Here is a 16,792-nt window from a genome sequence, read left to right on the forward strand (position 1 = left end):
GAGCCCATAGTGTAGCGGGTCCACAACGACGGAACTCTGACCTTGATCAAGAACCGGCTCAGTTAGTTTGCAAGGCCAGCCAAATCCGGGTTTGTGCCTGATGCGCCGGCACGTCGGGGAAAAAACTGACCCGCTCCAGTAACAATGGAACATCGGCAGGAACCCAGCCTTTTGCCGGCAACAGTTCGGTATACAAAGCCCGGATGATAGGTTCGAGCTGCGCATCCGGTCCTGTGTGGTCAAAACGGGCATACAGACCGGCTGGTAGCTCGACATAGCTCAGCTCGGGTGATTGCAATAATTCCGGCTGCACTGTGTTCAGTTGCAGCGCCAGACCAAACCGGTATTGGTCCGGAGCGGTATCCTGCGGGTCGTCATAGAGCAGGTTAAAAGTAGCGAAACGGCTCGGGTGCAATTTGTGCGTGCGGCGAAACTCGATAAAACGCCGGATACTGTTGCCAATACTGGCCGGGTGGCCCTGATGTAGCCATTGTAGTAACAGAGTACCGCTGCGTGTTTCAGCCCGCACCGCTGCGATGGCCGCAGCAGAAAGTGTCGGTGCGTCTGAAGCTGCGATTTGGTTGAGCTGTTCAGTTTGTTCAGCCCAATACAACCAATCCGGTTGCTGGCGGAACTGCGCCGGCGCCTGACCTAACCAACGGGCAAAGGCGCGGCTGAAGCTTTCTGCATGCTGATAACCGGCTTCCAGTGCTAATTCAGTCACCGGGGTTTGCCGGTAGGCCAGCGCTGTCGCAGCGCGCTGCAACTTCAGTAAGCGCTGATAACTCTGTAAGGGCATGCCGCAATAAAACCGGAACTGACGGTGTAAATGCCAGGCAGAATAACCGCTCCGCGCACTGAGCTCGGTCAGCGTCAGCGGTTCATCGGCAGCTTCAATCAGGGCCAACAGCTGCGGCAGCAGCGCTAAAAAGGGTTCAGACATCAGTAAGTTCCTTAAACAGAAGTGGCCTTACTGTATCAAAGTCATACCGGTGCTGCCTGACCGTTCTTGCGGTCAGGGTTTCAACCGTTCCACCACAGCCACAAAGTTCGCCACGCCCTGGCCTACGTCGGCGAGGCCTGTGGCAACATCCTGAATATTATGTTGTCCTTGCTCTGCGATGCTACTGACCGCATTCAGTTGATTGTCGATGGTTTTGATCAGTTCAGCATTGGTATGAACCACCCGGGCTATTTCTGCTGTGGCTTCGGCGGTACGGCCGGCCAATTTGCGTACTTCATCGGCGACTACGGCAAAGCCACGGCCAGAATCACCGGCGCGGGCGGCTTCAATGGCAGCATTTAACGCCAGTAAATTTGTTTGTTCGGCTATGGAGCGGATGGTCGTGACGATTTCACTGATACTTTTTGCCTGCAGGCTCAGTTCATTGCCATTGATAGTTGCTTGTTGCACCTGCTTGGCAATTTGGACTGATGTCGCTACGGCATCTTGCAGATTTTGCACTGCGTTGCTGGTGATCTGAGACGTTTGTTCTGATGTGGCACTCGCCATTTCAACTGCTTCTCTGGCGGCATTGACTCTGGAGCTGATATCCGACGCGAATTTTATGATCTTATAAACCTTGCCTGATTCATCTTTAATAGGGTTGTAGGTCGCTTCCAGCCAAATGCTATGGCAGCGTGCGTGTTTGCGCTCAAAACGCCCTGAAAATACTTCCCCTTTACTCAGCTTGCTCCAGAAATCCGGATTTTTCCGGTAGAAATCGTCAAAGCAAAACATCTTGTGATGCTGGTGAACAATGCTTTCCAGCCGGTACCCGACGGTGTCGAGAAAGTTTTGGTTCGCAGTCAGGATCTGGCCGTCAGGACTGAATTCAATGACAGCAAGCGACCGATCTAACGCTTCGAGCACGGCATTTTTTTCACGCAGAGCCAATTGATCCGCTGTGACATCGCAGGCGATTTTAAAAATCTTGCTGACTTTCCCGTGGTCATCCTGCACCGGGAAATAGCTCGCTTGCAGGTACAGCACAGTGCCATCTTTACGATGCCGCTTGAAAGTACCGTTTTGTGCTATGCCGGCAGCCAAATCGCGCCAGAACTGCTGATAGGCAGCGCTTTGGGTATATGCAGCGTCACAAAACATCCGATGATGACGGCCCACCACTTCGGTATATTGATAGCCCGTTGCTTCAAGGAATATTTTATTGGCGTCAAGAATATCGCCGTCCGGGCTAAAGCTGATAAATGCTGTATTGCTGCGGATCGCGTTCAGTTCGTTTTCAAGATTTGCCAGATTAGCGTTAAATAAGGCAGGTTGTGATTCGGACGTTTTGTGTCTAGAAAAAAACATAATATTCCCTCCAGCGGGGGGCCGCTTTTTGAAGCATTACAGCGTGCGTATAGTTCCTACGTTGTACTTGCTGTTTGGATCTCAAATTTTTTTGACTCCATCTTGTCACTGCAAAAAAACAGGAACAGCAATAAATGCAGCGGTTTCTGGAGGCGCCGGAGGGCGCTCTCTGAGGCTGTAGCATTGGGTAATGTATTGATTTGTCTAATGTTGTCCTGCTAATGCCTATCGTGCTTTCGCCAATTAGCGATTGTTTGCGACCGATCGCAGGGTCATGCATCGAAAGTGCTGACTCATAAAGATAGTGTTGAATTGGCGACTCGCCAAAAAGAATTGTTCCTGTTGTTTTACCCGATTCAGTGCACCGACAAACCGAATTTGCGTTTCAGGATCCGGTGTAGCAGGTTGCTCGGTAACACCGCTTTGAGCAGCGGTAACAACCAACTGCCGCGGCCAACCCGGATGTGTAACTGACGTTGTGGTATTTGCAGTGCCTGTACCAGTTCGCGCGCATACTCAGTGGCGGGGGTCGGGAAATCCTGCGAGGCACGGGCGCGGCGCCGCACGCCATCGCGATAGGGCCACCAGCTGGAATCTTCGGACAACACCTGTTCAGCCAACTGACTGGCGCGGTCGGCAAAACCGGTATCGACAGCGCCGGTCACGGCTAATAGCACCTGCACACCCAATGGCTCCAGTTCCATCCGCAGCGCTTCACTAATGGCATGCAAGGCGGCTTTCGATGCGCAATAGACGCCGGCAAAAGGCGTGACCAGACTGGCACTGACACTGCCGATATTCAGCACAGTGCCGTGGCTTTGCTGCAGCAGCGGCAAAGCAGCTTTGGTCATCGCCACCACCGAAAACACATTGGTTTGAAACTGCAGCGCTAAGCGCTCCGGGCTGATATCCAGCACCGGGCCAATAGCGCCGTAGCCGGCATTGTTGACCAATAAATCGAGCCGGCCTTGCTGGGCCTTGAGCTGCTGGATCATGGCATCAATTTGCAGCTGGTCGTTGACATCTAGGCCAAACACTGCAAAACCTTCCGCCTGTAATCGCGCCAAGTCACCCGCTTGCCGGGCTGTGGCGAACACCTGATAACCACGGCTTTTCAGCTCCCGTGCCACAGCCAGACCGATGCCGCCGGAGCAACCGGTAACCAGGGCAATCAAAGGCGAGGGGGCTTGCGACATCAGAGACTCCGGCAGACAAAACATGAACTTCAGCGTCACCTTAACTGCTTTTTTCATTGACAGGAAGGGCTGTGGCCAGTTATCACAGCGGCGGTAATTAATCAGGTGGTACAGCACAGCGATGCAGAAGATTGCGATTGTAGGTGGTGGGTTGGCTGGCGCTGCAGTAGCGATGCAGCTGATTAAACAGGCTGTTAAGCCTTTGTCTTTGGTGATCTTTGACCAATCCGGCCAGTTTGGCCGCGGGCTGGCATATCAGCCAAGGCAAGTGGCGCATTTGTTGAATGTCGCCGCCGGCAAGATGAGTCTGGACCCGGCGCTGCCGGAAGACTTTCTGCAATGGTTGCAGCAGCAACCTCAGTTTGCCGGTGATGAGCGCGCGCTATTGGCACAGGCCTATTTACCCCGGGCTGTGTTTGGCGACTATGTCGCACAGCGTTGGCAAGAAGCGATGGCGCTGGCCGCACAAAAAGGTCTGCAGGTCAGCCTTCGCCCTGTCACAGTGACGGCGCTTGATTTAGCGGACCGGACCGCGCCGCGACTGCAAAGTGCAGGGCAGTGGCAAAGCTATCACCAACTGGTGCTGGCCTGTGGCAATGAATTACCGCGCCATCCGACCGGTTTTGCTGCGCTTTGCGACCATCCGGCTTATGTCCACAATCCCTGGTCTGACGCCTGGCTGAAAAAACTCAAACCGGACAGCCAAGTCGTGATCCTCGGCAATGGTCTGACGATGGTCGATACGTTGTTATCGCTGCGCGCTGCTGGCCTCAAAACACCGGTGCTGTCAGTTTCTCCGCATGGTTATGGCATGTTACCGCACCGCCATCCGGGTCTGCAGCTGAACCAGTTCAGCCAGGCGTTGCCGCAGCAGGCCAGCCTGCGGCAGTTACTGCGCTTGTTTAACCGGGCGCGTCATCAGGTACGGCGCTTAGGCGTGTCGGCAGAACCGCTGATTGATGCATTAAGACCGCACACGCAGCGCTACTGGCAGCAGTTCAGTGGCGCAGAAAAAACGCTGTTTATGCGCCGGCTGCGGCATTTATGGGGCGTGGCGCGCCATCGGGTGCCACTGCATTTACATGACCAGCTGCAGCAACAGCGTTTACATGGCTTACTGGAAGTACATGCCGGCAAAGTGTTGAGTGTCTGCCCGGCAGGCGAGCAGCTTATACTGCAGATCAATAGCCGGGTGCATCGTGATATGCCGGTGCATGAATTTGATTACAAAGCAGATTTAGTGCTGAATTGCACCGGGCCAGAGCAGGATTACCGCAATTTGCCGGGCCATCTGCTGCAACAGGCTATCGCAACAGGTGCTTTAGCGGCAGGGCCGTTGGGCTTAGGCTTGGCGGCGGATGTGGCCAGTTTGCGGGTTAAGAATGCGGCTGGCGCTGTAAAGCCGACAGTTTATGCCATCGGTTCGTTATTGCGTGGCGAGTTGTGGGAAAGTACTGCACTGCATGAAATTCGCCAGCAAGCCCAGCAGATCGCTGCGGGAATTTTGGCACACTGACGCAATAAAAAAATTGCCTGGAGCAATTTTTAACAACGCATAGCGTTGGCCTGAAAGGTGAGCGCCATGGACGGGGCGAATAAAAAATTGCCTGGAGCAATTTTTAACAACGCATAGCGTTGGCCTGAAAGGTGAGCGCCATGGACGGGGCGAATAAAAAACCGCCTCAGGCTATTAAAGGCCGGGCGGTTTTTTTACAGATGTGGCCGTGTCTTAGCGGTAATAAGCTTCGACAGTGCCTTTCATCGTCATCAATAGCGGTTGGCCACGACGGTCCACGGCTTTGCCGGCTGGCACTTTTACCCAGCCTTCGCTGATGCAGTATTCTTCAACGTCAAAACGTTCTTTGCCATTCAGGCGGATGCCAATGTCATGTTCAAACACGGCTGCATTGTAATGCGGGCTGCGTGGTTGGACTGACAGGCGGTCTGGTAATTCCGGGCGAGCGGTGGTGTCGTTCATGCTGAGATTCTGTGCAAAAAAAAGAGCGCTATTGTAGGCAATTGCGATGGGATGGCTCAAGTGTTAACGGCAGAAATGTCGGGAGGCATTTTTTGAAAATCCCGGGCTTTGTGCAAAAAAAGCCCGGGATTATCTTGATTCAGCGGTGGCCGGCTTAACCCGCAACCTGATTAAACCATTGTTGCTGGCGGCTAGAATCCAGCATTTTCAGCTTCTCTACCGTAGCGTTTGGCAACTTGCGCACTGAACCCTGTTCAAATTGTTTAATGGCGCTACCCAGTTCAAACACTGGTGTCGTCACAGCGCGTTGTTGTTGCAGGCTGCGGCATTCACGTTGGCTTGGAACGTAGCCCAGTTTGCCGGCATAAGCGGCCAGTACATTGCGCTGATATTGTGAGGTGCCTTTGGCAGCCAGCTGGCAGTAACCGCTATTGCTGTAGCTATGTTGTTGTTCTGCAGCATTTGCAGCGCCGATATTCATCAGACCCAGGGCAAACAGGCCGGCCAGCAGTGTTGGAGTGTGAGTCAGCAGTTTCATCCGATTTTCCTTCTGAGATTTAGGCACAACAGGGATTGGTGTTGGTGCTCGTTCAGCAACGGGCGTCAGATTAATGGTCATGCGTGACAGGGCTATGGCGGAAGCACGAGAAGAATTGTGACAGAAGGATTAGATTTATTTATGCATCATGCCTGATGCGGGATTCATGTTGTTCAGTTGGTTTGTGCCAAAAGCGGATATTTGATGAACCGTAGGGGTAGGCCTTGCGCCTACCCGAATTCAGCGGATTGCGGGCGACCGCAAGGGTCGCCCCTACAAGTTTACGAATTTCCGCAATTCGCGCTAAACAGAGATCAAATCCCTTCGCCTAAAAACACCCGGCTGTAGCGGGGTTTTAACCAGGTGTGCTGGCCGACGGATAACCCCAGCTGTTTAAAGCGGGTTTTATCCAGTTCGACGTGGATGATTTGGTCGGCGTGTTGCGATTGCAGTTCGAGCCGTACCGTCGGGCCTACGACTGTGATGAGGTCGAGGCGGGCGGCGATGGCGTCGTCTTCTTTGGCATGCAGCACGTCGATTTCATGTGGGCGCACGTAGGCGAGGCCTGGTTGCTCCAGCTGTTCGGCGGCGGCTGGTAAGTCTGCGCTGCTTGGTTGCACCAGCTGGTCGCCGTCACGTACCCGGGCGTGGAACAGGTTCACCGTGCCTAAGAATTCGTAAACAAATGGATTGGCCGGATGGTCGTAGACCTGCTCCGGCGTGCCGTCCTGCTCAACGCGGCCTTTGTTCATCACGACAATCCGATCGGCCACTTCCAGCGCTTCTTCCTGATCGTGTGTAACAAATACCGAGGTGACATGAATTTCGTCATGCAGCCGGCGCAGCCAGCGGCGCAGTTCCGCACGTACCTTGGCATCCAGCGCGCCAAACGGCTCGTCTAGCAGCAGGACTTTGGGCTCCACTGCTAAGGCGCGGGCCAGCGCGATGCGCTGACGCTGACCACCGGATAACTGAGATGGATAGCGATCTGCGGTCCAGTCCAGTTGCACCAGCTCCAGCAGTTTATGCACTTTCTGCTTAATTTCTGTATTGGAAGGGCGGAATTTCTTTGGCTTGACGCTGAGACCAAAACCGACGTTTTCCGCCACTGTCATGTGTTTAAACAAGGCGTAATGCTGGAACACAAAACCGACGCCACGTTCACTGACATGGCGGTCGCTGATATCTTCATCATTAAACAAAATACGGCCACTATCGGCCTGTTCCAGACCGGCGATCAGGCGCAATAACGTGGTTTTGCCGGAGCCGGATGGGCCGAGCAATGCAGTCAGTTCACCGCTTTTAATCGACAGACTGACATCATCAACGGCTTTAAAATCGCCGAAATTTTTTCGCAATTGCTGGACTTCAATACTCATAGCTGCCCCGGTGAGGTGGTGGTGTCGTGGCGGTCTGCTGCGGCATTTGCCTGCCAGGGGCCCAATTCTGCGCGGATTAACGCCTGTTGCAGCCATAAGCTGTAGCGTTGCCACCAGGTCAGTTGAGTCTGTTGCATGCAAATCTCCGTTTAGACATCTATATGCCTAATATCTAAGAGCCTGCATTAAAACAGAGCGCATTAATAACTTTAAATACTTTTTCGGAGCAGGATATAACTGAAAAGTTATATGAAGGGATTTGGTAAGGAGAACATGGAGCGCGTGTGATGGACGGCGTGTGACGTACGGCGGTCTTTGTTTGGTGAGAACATGTACGGCGGCGCTTGCGCTTGCGCGTACCTACGACCCCGATAAGTTCGTAGGTATCGGCAAGCGCAGCGCCGCCGTACGATAGTCGCCGTACAACAATTGTGTAACGATTACCGCTTCAACACCGCTTCCAATTGCTGCAATGGCACCAGTTTCAGGTTCTGACCCGCTTCCGGCATCCGGTTGCGGCCATCCTGGATCGCGATGGCGCCGAATGGAAACGCCGGTCCCAGACTTTTCACGGTCAGATCCAAGCCGTCGGTTTCTGAGCTGCCGTCGATGCCAAGCTGCGGATTAGTGCCGACGCGAAAACGCTGCAGAAATGCATAAGGCGCCGTCGCTTCATACAACACATAACTGTCATTGCCCTGGCTGGAGATCAGTAACAAGGGTTTGTTTTGTGTTGTAAAAGTGCCGGCCGGCAATAACGCCATGCCTTCAACGTCCGCGACCAGCGGGCCTTGTTCATCGTTGGCGGTGATCACCAGCTGTCCGGCCACAGGAGCTGCTGCATCGGCGGCAAAGGTCCAGACGCCGACATCTTCTTCCCCGACATACAGCTGGTGGTTTTGATCATCCGCCACACACCCTTCCGGCTGCGATGGTACTGTGAGCGTGCGCACCAGCTTCCCTTGCCATTGGGTGCCGTCTGAACTCAGGCGGAACTGATCGATGCGGCCACTTTTATCATTAACGAAGGCATAAAGCTGGTCCGCCGCCGGTTGATACAGACACATGCCATAAATATCCGGCAGCGCGGTCGGGACTTGTCCGGCGTCGTGTAACTTGCCGCTGGCATCAATCGCAAACAACTGCAGGCTGTTATTGTTGCGCAGGCTGGCCACGGCGATATCGTGTGGTTTGCCCTGCCAATGCAGGCCATAGCGCACGTCGACATTGTTCAGCCGGCCGACTGGCAGCTGCTGCACCCGTTCCCCTTGCAGGTTATACACCTCGAGACCTGAGCGTTTATCGGTGGCCAGAATACGGCTGCTCGCCGGGGTGGTGGCGTGATGCCAAAACGCCGGGTCGTCAATCACATCACCGCGCGTGGCGGTTGACGCGGTTTCCAGCGTGGCTTGTAGCTGCGGAAACACGACAGCCGTTGCGGTTTGTTGCGGCTGCAACTGGATGGGCAGCGTCGCGCTCTGCAGCGGCTGCACATCGAGTAAATGCGCCGGCTCGACAGCGAACTGCAGGGCAATCTGCTGATTGTTGTGCTGCAGTGACATACTTTGCAGAGCAAGCTCAGTCGACAGTGGGGATGCCGTCGCACTGAAACTATCGTCGGAAGCTGGGGTAAAACGCAGCAGCCGCGCTGGTTCAGCTTCCAGCGCCAGCAACTGGCCGTCTGGTAACAGCTGCAGCACGCTGATCTCGCTTTGGATTGCACCAAACGGCTGGCGGGCCTGCATCAGCGTGCCAGCTTCATCCGATTCTGCTTCGGCGTTAAAGCGCCATAAGCCCTGTGGCTCACTGACATACAACACACCTTTGCTGCTATCGACCGCACAAGATTTGGCGTCATACGGCAGGTTCAGCACGCGCATCGGCACTGGTTGTGGCAACCACTGGTCCTGCTGTTGCAGCAACAACTGGTCGGCACCGCCGCGGTCGCCAATAACAAATAAGCTAAGCTGCTGATTTTGTTTGCTTTGATAAAAACACAGGTCTTCGGCGACCCGGCTGGTCAGGGTGTAGTTGAACCGAGGCGTGAGCACTCCTGCCTGATACTGCCACAGCCATAACTGTTGCGTTTCTTTATCAACGGCAGTGATGAGCAGTTGATCGGCTTGCTGCTGTAACAAAGTCAGCCGTTCAAAGCGGCCGGCAGCGCTCGCCAGCACTTTGCCGTCAGCGTCCAGCACTTGCAGTGCTGTGGCGTCAGTGCGTAGCTGCAGAGCCTGATCCGCGACAGTGGCTGTGGCGCTGTAAGTGCCGGTCAGCCGCAGTGGCTGCACAGCGAGCGGCGTATCAGCGCCGTGCTTGCTGGCATCCGTTGGCGCCGTTTGTAGTTGTTGCTGACAACCAGCCAGACCGAGCAGCACAGCGCTGCTCAGTAACGAGCAAACAAAGCGGGCCTTGTTTGTGAAGACAGGATAATTCATTCGATGTGCTCCCATCTTAATGGCTGATTTGCAGACCAAGCGCGAAGCTGCGGCCGTATTGTTCGTATTGGAAATTGGCATAACGCTGTCCGGTATAGGCGTAATAAGGCTCGTCATTCAGGTTGACGATGTTGAAGTACAGTTGCACTGAGTCTGACCACTGATATTTACTGGAAAAATCCAGCTGCAGATGGTCGTCGGCAAAGACGTCATAGGCCGCGTCATCCAGTGCGCCGACTTCAGCTAAATAAGCCGATTTATAGTTGGCCGCCAGGCGCAGGCTAAGTGCCTCGGTTTCATAGCCAATCGCAATATTGGCGGTGCGGTCTGACTGACTTGGCAACGTGATGTCGCGTTGTTGCCATTTGCCGTCATCGAGATAACCCAGGCTGGCATCCGAGCGGGTCAACGTCAGGTTGGCCGACAGCAACAGCTGATCCAGCCAGTTACCAAAGCCAGAAAGCTGATGCACCGCATTTAGTTCAAGGCCGCTTAAACGGGCTTTGTCGCCGTTGCGATAGGTTTCTGCCACGGCAAAGTTTTCATAGCCTGCGCTGCCAGCCAGGTCGGCCTGGTAAATAAAGTGCTGAATATCTTTGTAAAACACCATGGCCGATAACACGCCAAGGCCGTCAGCATAGTGTTCGATACCCAGGTCGAGGTTGTCTGAGGTCAGCGATTTGAGATCCGGATTGCCAAAACTCGCTTCCAGTTCACCATCGTCTTCTTCCAGCAGATACGCCGGCGCAAGCTGGGCAAAATTCGGCCGGACCAAGGAGCGGCTGTAAGAGGCGCGGATCTGCGAATTGTCATTGAGCTGATAGCGGCTGATCAGCGCCGGCAACCAGTCGCCATGGCTGGTATCGGCGTTGGTCGCAGTGAACGTGTCCTGTTCGCCGTCATAACGGATGCCGCTGCTGTCGCGTTGTTCATGCTCATAACGCGCACCCGCCACTAAATGCCACAGGTCGCCTTCCCATTGCGCCATCAGATAGCCGGCGCTTAACTGCTCGTCGGCTTTGAAGTTATTGATGGCCGATTCGACGTCATCGATATAATCATCTCTGTCTAAGCTATTGACCAGGCTATAAATACTGCTCGCATTGATGGCAGGACCAAAACGAGCAGGCGCAAAGTCGACCATGCTGTTGCTGTATTGGCTCAGGCTCAATGCTTTGACGCCGGCATCGGCGAAATCTTCAAAGGCCCACACCGTTTCACGAGCCGTTTTTTCGCGCTGACTGATTTTCACACCGGTTTTCAGCTGCCAGACACCGTCGGCAGCAATAAATTCGCGGCTGAGATCGGCCCGCACATTGTGCTCCTGCTCTTTGGTGTAGGTGTCGCCCATCTCGACTTCGTCAATGCTGTAACCGTCGGCCAGATAAGCCGCATCCGGTGCGATCAGTTGCAGCATATCGCTGCCCTGGAAGCCAAGGCCCGCTTTGAACTTCTGTGTAAAGGCTGCACCGGAAATACTAAAAGGCGTGTCTTCGTCAGCCTGGCTGCTGCCGGCTTCGAGTTGCCATTCATAAGCGCCTTGCTGCTGTTTGGTGCCGAGTACCAGCGCGCTGATGCTTTGCTGCTCTTCGCGTTGCTTCAGCTCCCGCACCAATTTGCCTTTGCCGGTTACGCCGGCCAGCTGCGCTTTGTCGAGCTCGGTGATCAACGCCTGCCGGCTCTCATCGTCGGTAAAGCGGCTATACAGCGTGCGGACATAATATTCAGTCAGACTGTCGGGTCTGTAGTCGGCGTTCAGCGCCAGACCTAAGCGTTCGCGGCTGATTTGATAATCGCGTAGTTCAAACTCTTCGAGGCCGTCCGGGAAATCCCATTTGCCACCGGTTTCGCTGTTGTCGGAACCAAATTTACGTTTGGCCAGGCTACCGGCGAAGGCGATACCCAGACTGTCGCTGTTATCACCGACATCAAATAACCGGGTCACGACGCCGGACAGTTTTGGGCTTTGTGCATCAACCAGGCTGTTATGGCCGGCTTCTGCCGTGAAGCTATAGAAATCATGGCTGCGGTCAAACGCAGATAAGCTCTTGATTTCAATAGTGCCGCCTAAAGAGCCGGCCGGCATATCCGGCGTCAGTGTTTTGCTGACTTCGACCGATTCCAATAAATCGGATGGGATCACATCAAGCGCAACCGCACGGCGGCCCGCTTCCGGAGCTGCCAGCGAAGTCCCGTTGTAGGTCACGGCGTTGTAATCCGGTGCCAGACCGCGCACGCGGACAAAACGGCCTTCGCCCTGGTCGCGCTCGACCGACACACCAGCCAGGCGTTGCAAGGCTTCACTGGCGTTGCTGTCCGGGAACTGGCCCATTTCGTCGGTGCTCGCCACGGTGACGATGCCGGCCGCATTGCGCTGGCGGCTCAAGGCTTTACTGACGGCGCCGGACTGGCCGGTGACTTCCACGTGTTCGAGGCTGTTATCGACCGCGCGTAATTTGATATCACCGAGTTGCAGTGGGTCGGCTGCGATGATCACGGCTTGCTCGGCCAGCGCCGCGCCGACATAACGCACCTGCAGCGTGTAGCTGCCTGCCGGCAGTTTCGGAAACACAAACCGGCCATCGGCGGCGGTGGTGCGGCTTAAATTCAGTTCGCGGATCACCACTTCAGCGCCGGGCAACAGCCGCTGCTGGTTGTCGGTGATGCGGCCACTCAGTGCGGCATCGGCGTATGCCGCAGTCGTGGTCGCAGCAGCAGTTAAACAAAGGCCAAGCCAGATAGCCCGGCTGAGCCGGTGCGGATGGAATAAAGGTGCAGAAGTCATAACAGTTTCCAGTGCTGAAGAAGAAAGTCCGGTCTTTATTGTGCGAAGGCTGTGTGACAGCTACGCGGACAAAAAATCGATTCTGTGTGCCGGGCGGACCCGGGTCTTTGCAGCACAAGCTGGGGCAGCATTTGTCATCCGACTGTCACGGCACTGTCACAGGGGCTGCCGAAAATAAGAGGTTTAGATATTGCGAATTAGCGCAGAGGGCAAAGCGGATGTGGCGATATCACCGGCAAAAACTCAGTGTCTGCCTGCTCTTATTGCTGGCGGTGCTGGTGCTGGCATTTCATCAGGGCGAACTGAAAGACTGGGCGTTACGCGACAGCGTCGATAGTCTGGGCGAAGCCGTGACGCTGGCAGTCTGTGGCGCCTGGTTGAGCCTGATCATCAGTAGCCGGCCAGTCGGGCGTATTACCAACTATCTGTTTTTTGGCAGTTTTTTACTGCTGTTTTCCGCCACTTTAGATTTGGCGGACGAAGTGCTGGATTACCCGCCAGAGCAGCGATTGCTGAGCTGGCTGGAATCTTTCCCGGCACCGGTCGGCATGGTGTTATTAACCATCGGCTTGTTTGGCTGGCATCGGGAACAACAAGTGATTAGCCGTCAGTTACAAGGCCGCGAAGGTTTTCTGCGTGACCATCAGCTGATTGACCCGCTGACTCAGCTCTATGGCCCGGTGTATTTGCATGCGGTGCTGAACCGGGAAATCAAGCTGCGCCGGCCGGGTCAGACCTTATCGCTGCTATTACTGGATATTCAGGGCTTCGCCGCCTACAACCGCCATTTTGGTGTGTCAGCCGGGGACGAGTTACTGCAGCGTCTGGCGATTTGGTTTGCCGGCCAGCTGCGGCCGCAGGATGTGATTTGCCGCTATAGCGGTGATTGTTTTGTTGTGCTGCTGCCAGACACACCACCAAGCAGCGCTGAACTGCTGGCGCAGCATTTACAAAGTCAACTGCAGCATATCTGCACTGAACCTTTGGTGCTGCAGACGGTGGTCCAGTCGGTACAGGATCAAAGCGCAGCGGCGGCTTTGCAACAGCTGGAGCAATGCTTGTTGCAGGCAAAAACGCAGCCTGCGTCGCGACATGCCGCGTACTCCAGGGTGTGGTACTGATGCGTCGGCCGGGCGGATATCAGGATAAACAGCTTTTGGTCGCGCATGGCGTGCCTGAACTGCTGCAGGCCGCACAGCGCCGTGGTGCTTCTCTGCATCAGCTGCTTGCCGGTACGACTTTGTTTGAAGCCGACCTGCAAAAACCGCAATTTCGGATCCATGCCGGCGCGCTGCAACGCCTGCTCTGTAACCTGAATAAAGTACCGAGTCCGGAACTGCCGGCGGTGATCGCACAGGCGATATTGCTGAACCCGCAGATCCCGGTCTGTCGGCTGATCCTCTCGGCACCAACCCTTGGCAAAGCGCTGCGTTATCTGTGGTTTTATCGTCAGCAGTTGTGGCCATTATGCCTGCCGGTGTTGCAATGGCAGGGCGCGACGCTGCGGCTGACGTTATTGCCGGCGGTTGGCATGGGCGCTGTGCAGGAACTGGCGCTGGCGGTATGTCAGCAGTTTGTGCTGGCGCTTTGCGCTGCCCGCCAGGTGCGTTGTGGGAATGCAACTCAAAGCGTAGCGCCGTTATTGTTACAGCTGACTTCGGCGCAGTTGGCGCAGCGCTTGGAGCAAGAGCAACGGGCGGAATGCCGGCACTGGCGGCAGATTTGTTGTCAGCAGGCGAAGTTATTACCGCGTCAGCCCGGTTTACTGGAATGGCTGAGTCGGCAGCAGCTGCGGCGTTTACCGGATTGGTTGAGCCCGGATGAAGCTGCGGCTATTTTGCAACTGCATCCGGCAGCGCTGAAACGTTTGTTGGCGGAACAACATTGCAGTTTTAGTCAATGGCAGGATCTGTTACGCAATCAGCTGGCGCTGTTCTGGTTGTCGCAACCAGAGCTGTCGAATCGGCAGCTGGCAGCGCGGTTGGGTTATTCAGATGAGCACAACTTTCGCCGGGCGGTGAAACGCTGGACAGGTTTATTACCCAGCGCGTTCAGGCCTGGCTGAATCACCAGGCACTATTAGCCCAAAACACCGGTTAGCGTTGGGATTGACGGTGACCAAATTCCTGATCAGGCAGCTTGGCCGATAAATCACCAAACTCGGCCAACAGGGTCGCGATCTCACGATCGCTAAAACCTACCCGGTCAAAATGACTGGCCAACTCTTCCATACTGGCGCCTTTGGCCAGCATACGCTGACCGGTTTGCAGATGAATATTGCGGACAAAATCTGAAGTCATAATCGGTTCCTGCATAGTTAAACCATTGCAGGCCGCATCATGCCGGCTGAACAATACAGGCAGATGACATTTATTTTACAAATCGACCAAATACGGGCTGCACAGGATGAGCGGCCTGATCAGTCGCCCAGCAGCAGTGCGCTTTTGGCCTGTACACAGCAAGTTAGTACTTCGCCGGCGGCCAGCGGCACCGCCGGATCCAGCATTTGGATCACTTCACCTTTAAGCAGGCGCTTTTTGCATAAGCCGCAGGAGCCACCGCGGCAATCGGACGGAATGCAGGCACCGGCTTGATTTAACGCGTCCAGCACGGAACGAAAACCGGCCGAATCGGTGCGGATCTCGCCATATTGCAGCAAAAAGCTCTGTTTACTGACCGCGGCACTAAAGAGTTCAGACTGCAGTGACACACCGGATGGCGCCAGTTCATGGCGCAGCTGCGCTGTCATCGCCGCATTGGCGCAGCAATAATAATCCGCCTGCCGGCCCCCAAGCGCTAATAGCTGGGCGGCATTGATGCGACCTTGTCCGCCCAGCCAGTCGACCGGAGGCTGTGATAAAACCGGCACATAATGCAAGCCCGGCAGTCGGTTCAATACACGATGAAATAACAAGTCCGCCGCTGTGCGCGCCTGATACACCAACGTGACAGGTCGGCGACTGCGCAGTGCCTGATAGACCATCGCAATCATCGGGGTGATACCAACGCCGCCGGCAATCAACACCAGTGGTCTGCGCCAGCCCCGCAACACAAAATGGCCTTTGGGCCGGCTGCTGTGCAGCACATCACCAATTTTGAGCTGACGAAACAGCTGTGAACTGAGCCTGCCACCTGGTTCCGCTTTAATCACCAGCCGGTAAAAATGACTATGCCGGCAATCCTGCGCCAGCGAATAAGCGCGGCTGACTGGTTGGCCAGTCGCATCAGTGCCAAATAACTGAATATGCTGACCGGCCCGCGCCTCAGGCAGTGCACGCCCGTTAGCACTGACCAGCGTCAGATGCAAGTATTGGCGCTGACGGTGCAGCCGGCTGATCCGCAGCTGCAAAGACGGCTGGTGGCGCAGGTACGTCCGACGCTGCTGCCACCAGTCAAAACCTGCCTGCAGCAAGCGCAATGTGGGTAAAAACAGTATCAGGACCAGCGCGAGAGTCGTAATCATCAGAGTAACCATCAGGTCTTGCTGGCGCTCACAAGTGGCAGCAAGCAGTTTATTCAGGGGCAACAGTATATCACCACTCCGGCATTGATGAGAATGATTATCATTTGTTTGATGGGGTGATAAAGTGGACACAGTAAACCGCGTTCTTGCATATTTCGGTGCTGCAACTTCAGTACGACCAAAATTTTTTCTCAGCAATGATGCAATTACTGCTAATACTTAGAACTCGTTCCACTGGAGCGAATGTTGATTCTGTTCATAGAGTTAGTTGGCATTTGGTTTGTACTTATTGCAGAAAATCTCGGTGGTACAAACGGTTAGCACAGGAAAATTATGATGGCACAATCTGATAATCAGCCCGTTCTCCCGTCAATTGTGCTGGCTGCAGCACTGTTGGCATTGACGGCGTTTTTACTGATCAATCCAGCGGCGTTTGCCGTCCGTCTGGTTGTCGCTGGCGTTGGGCTGGCCGCTGCATTTTGGGCCTGGTCGCAGTTACGCGGGGCAGTAGCGCAGGCACAGCAACAATCGGTAGCACAGCAGGACACCAAACGTGAACTGCAGGAACAACAACAGGATAAACTCGGGCAACAGCAGCAGTTTTTACAAGCCGTCTTGCCGGTTTGGCGTGACCAGCAACAGATGGCGTCACAACAGTTGGAAACTGCAGTCAACGCGCTGATCAGCCAGTTTCATGGCAT

14 protein-coding genes and 1 pseudogene are annotated in these 16,792 nt (G+C 54.9%); 3 read left to right on the top strand and 12 right to left on the bottom strand.

Features of this window, described 5'->3' with window-relative positions; translation table 11 throughout:
- Positions 1–58: 58 nt before the first annotated feature.
- The 4 genes and pseudogenes from ACQ66Q_RS16775 to ACQ66Q_RS16790 all read right to left on the bottom strand — a co-directional run bounded on the left by ACQ66Q_RS16775 (position 59) and on the right by ACQ66Q_RS16790 (position 3,510).
- Positions 59–943, bottom strand: a complete 885-nt coding sequence (locus tag ACQ66Q_RS16775; protein WP_430457847.1) for an AraC family transcriptional regulator — start codon at positions 941–943, stop codon at positions 59–61.
- A gap of 72 nt (positions 944–1,015) precedes the next feature.
- A complete protein-coding gene (locus ACQ66Q_RS16780; RefSeq protein ID WP_430458563.1) occupies positions 1,016–1,513 on the bottom strand; it encodes a methyl-accepting chemotaxis protein in 498 nt (165 codons plus the stop codon).
- A 21-nt stretch (positions 1,514–1,534) separates the two neighbouring features.
- Positions 1,535–2,314: pseudogene (locus ACQ66Q_RS16785) on the bottom strand (PAS domain-containing protein); the annotation flags it as partial.
- Positions 2,315–2,670: 356 nt separating this feature from the next.
- Positions 2,671–3,510, bottom strand: a complete 840-nt coding sequence (locus ACQ66Q_RS16790) for an SDR family oxidoreductase (protein ID WP_430457848.1) — start codon at positions 3,508–3,510, stop codon at positions 2,671–2,673.
- A 121-nt stretch (positions 3,511–3,631) separates the two neighbouring features.
- Here ACQ66Q_RS16790 and ACQ66Q_RS16795 point away from each other — a divergent pair, with 121 nt between their 5' ends.
- On the top strand, positions 3,632–5,026 hold the full coding sequence (locus ACQ66Q_RS16795) for an FAD/NAD(P)-binding protein (protein ID WP_430457849.1): 1,395 nt from the start codon (positions 3,632–3,634) through the stop codon (positions 5,024–5,026).
- Between the two features lie 213 nt (positions 5,027–5,239).
- On the opposite strand, the gene ACQ66Q_RS16800 is transcribed toward ACQ66Q_RS16795, so the two are convergent.
- From ACQ66Q_RS16800 to ACQ66Q_RS16825, 6 genes are all read right to left on the bottom strand, one after another.
- Positions 5,240–5,488 carry a DUF3297 family protein gene (locus ACQ66Q_RS16800; RefSeq protein WP_377239681.1) on the bottom strand — a complete coding sequence of 83 codons (249 nt, stop codon included), beginning with the start codon at positions 5,486–5,488 and terminating at the stop codon, positions 5,240–5,242.
- 154 nt (positions 5,489–5,642) lie between these two features.
- Positions 5,643–6,026: a hypothetical protein gene (locus tag ACQ66Q_RS16805; protein ID WP_430457850.1), complete on the bottom strand. Its 384-nt coding sequence runs from the start codon at positions 6,024–6,026 to the stop codon at positions 5,643–5,645.
- A gap of 314 nt (positions 6,027–6,340) precedes the next feature.
- Positions 6,341–7,405, bottom strand: coding sequence for a sulfate/molybdate ABC transporter ATP-binding protein (locus tag ACQ66Q_RS16810; protein WP_430457851.1), 1,065 nt, complete (start codon positions 7,403–7,405; stop codon positions 6,341–6,343).
- Entirely contained in the window at positions 7,402–7,542 is a 141-nt protein-coding gene (locus tag ACQ66Q_RS16815) for a hypothetical protein (protein WP_430457852.1), read from the bottom strand. The genes ACQ66Q_RS16810 and ACQ66Q_RS16815 overlap by 4 nt, the downstream gene beginning before the upstream one ends.
- Before the next feature lie 303 nt (positions 7,543–7,845).
- Complete coding sequence (locus ACQ66Q_RS16820; protein ID WP_430457853.1) at positions 7,846–9,843, bottom strand: phytase; 1,998 nt, start codon at positions 9,841–9,843, stop codon at positions 7,846–7,848.
- A 16-nt stretch (positions 9,844–9,859) separates the two neighbouring features.
- Positions 9,860–12,628, bottom strand: coding sequence for a TonB-dependent receptor (locus ACQ66Q_RS16825; RefSeq protein ID WP_430457854.1), 2,769 nt, complete (start codon positions 12,626–12,628; stop codon positions 9,860–9,862).
- 218 nt (positions 12,629–12,846) lie between these two features.
- On the opposite strand from ACQ66Q_RS16825, the gene ACQ66Q_RS16830 reads away from it, so the two are divergent.
- Both ACQ66Q_RS16830 and ACQ66Q_RS16835 read left to right on the top strand, forming a co-directional pair.
- Complete coding sequence (locus ACQ66Q_RS16830) at positions 12,847–13,749, top strand: GGDEF domain-containing protein (protein WP_430457855.1); 903 nt, start codon at positions 12,847–12,849, stop codon at positions 13,747–13,749.
- Positions 13,749–14,693 carry a helix-turn-helix domain-containing protein gene (locus ACQ66Q_RS16835; RefSeq protein WP_430457856.1) on the top strand — a complete coding sequence of 315 codons (945 nt, stop codon included), beginning with the start codon at positions 13,749–13,751 and terminating at the stop codon, positions 14,691–14,693. The genes ACQ66Q_RS16830 and ACQ66Q_RS16835 overlap by 1 nt, the downstream gene beginning before the upstream one ends.
- A 31-nt stretch (positions 14,694–14,724) precedes the next feature.
- Here the strand turns inward: ACQ66Q_RS16835 and ACQ66Q_RS16840 are convergent, their stop codons facing one another.
- Together ACQ66Q_RS16840 and ACQ66Q_RS16845 are read right to left on the bottom strand one after the other, a co-directional pair.
- Complete coding sequence (locus ACQ66Q_RS16840; protein WP_430457857.1) at positions 14,725–14,928, bottom strand: hypothetical protein; 204 nt, start codon at positions 14,926–14,928, stop codon at positions 14,725–14,727.
- Positions 14,929–15,047: 119 nt separating this feature from the next.
- Positions 15,048–16,091, bottom strand: coding sequence for a 2Fe-2S iron-sulfur cluster-binding protein (locus ACQ66Q_RS16845; RefSeq protein WP_430457858.1), 1,044 nt, complete (start codon positions 16,089–16,091; stop codon positions 15,048–15,050).
- Positions 16,092–16,792: the final 701 nt, after the last annotated feature.

The organism is Rheinheimera sp. (genome assembly GCF_965283995.1).
GTDB lineage: Bacteria > Pseudomonadota > Gammaproteobacteria > Enterobacterales > Alteromonadaceae > Pararheinheimera.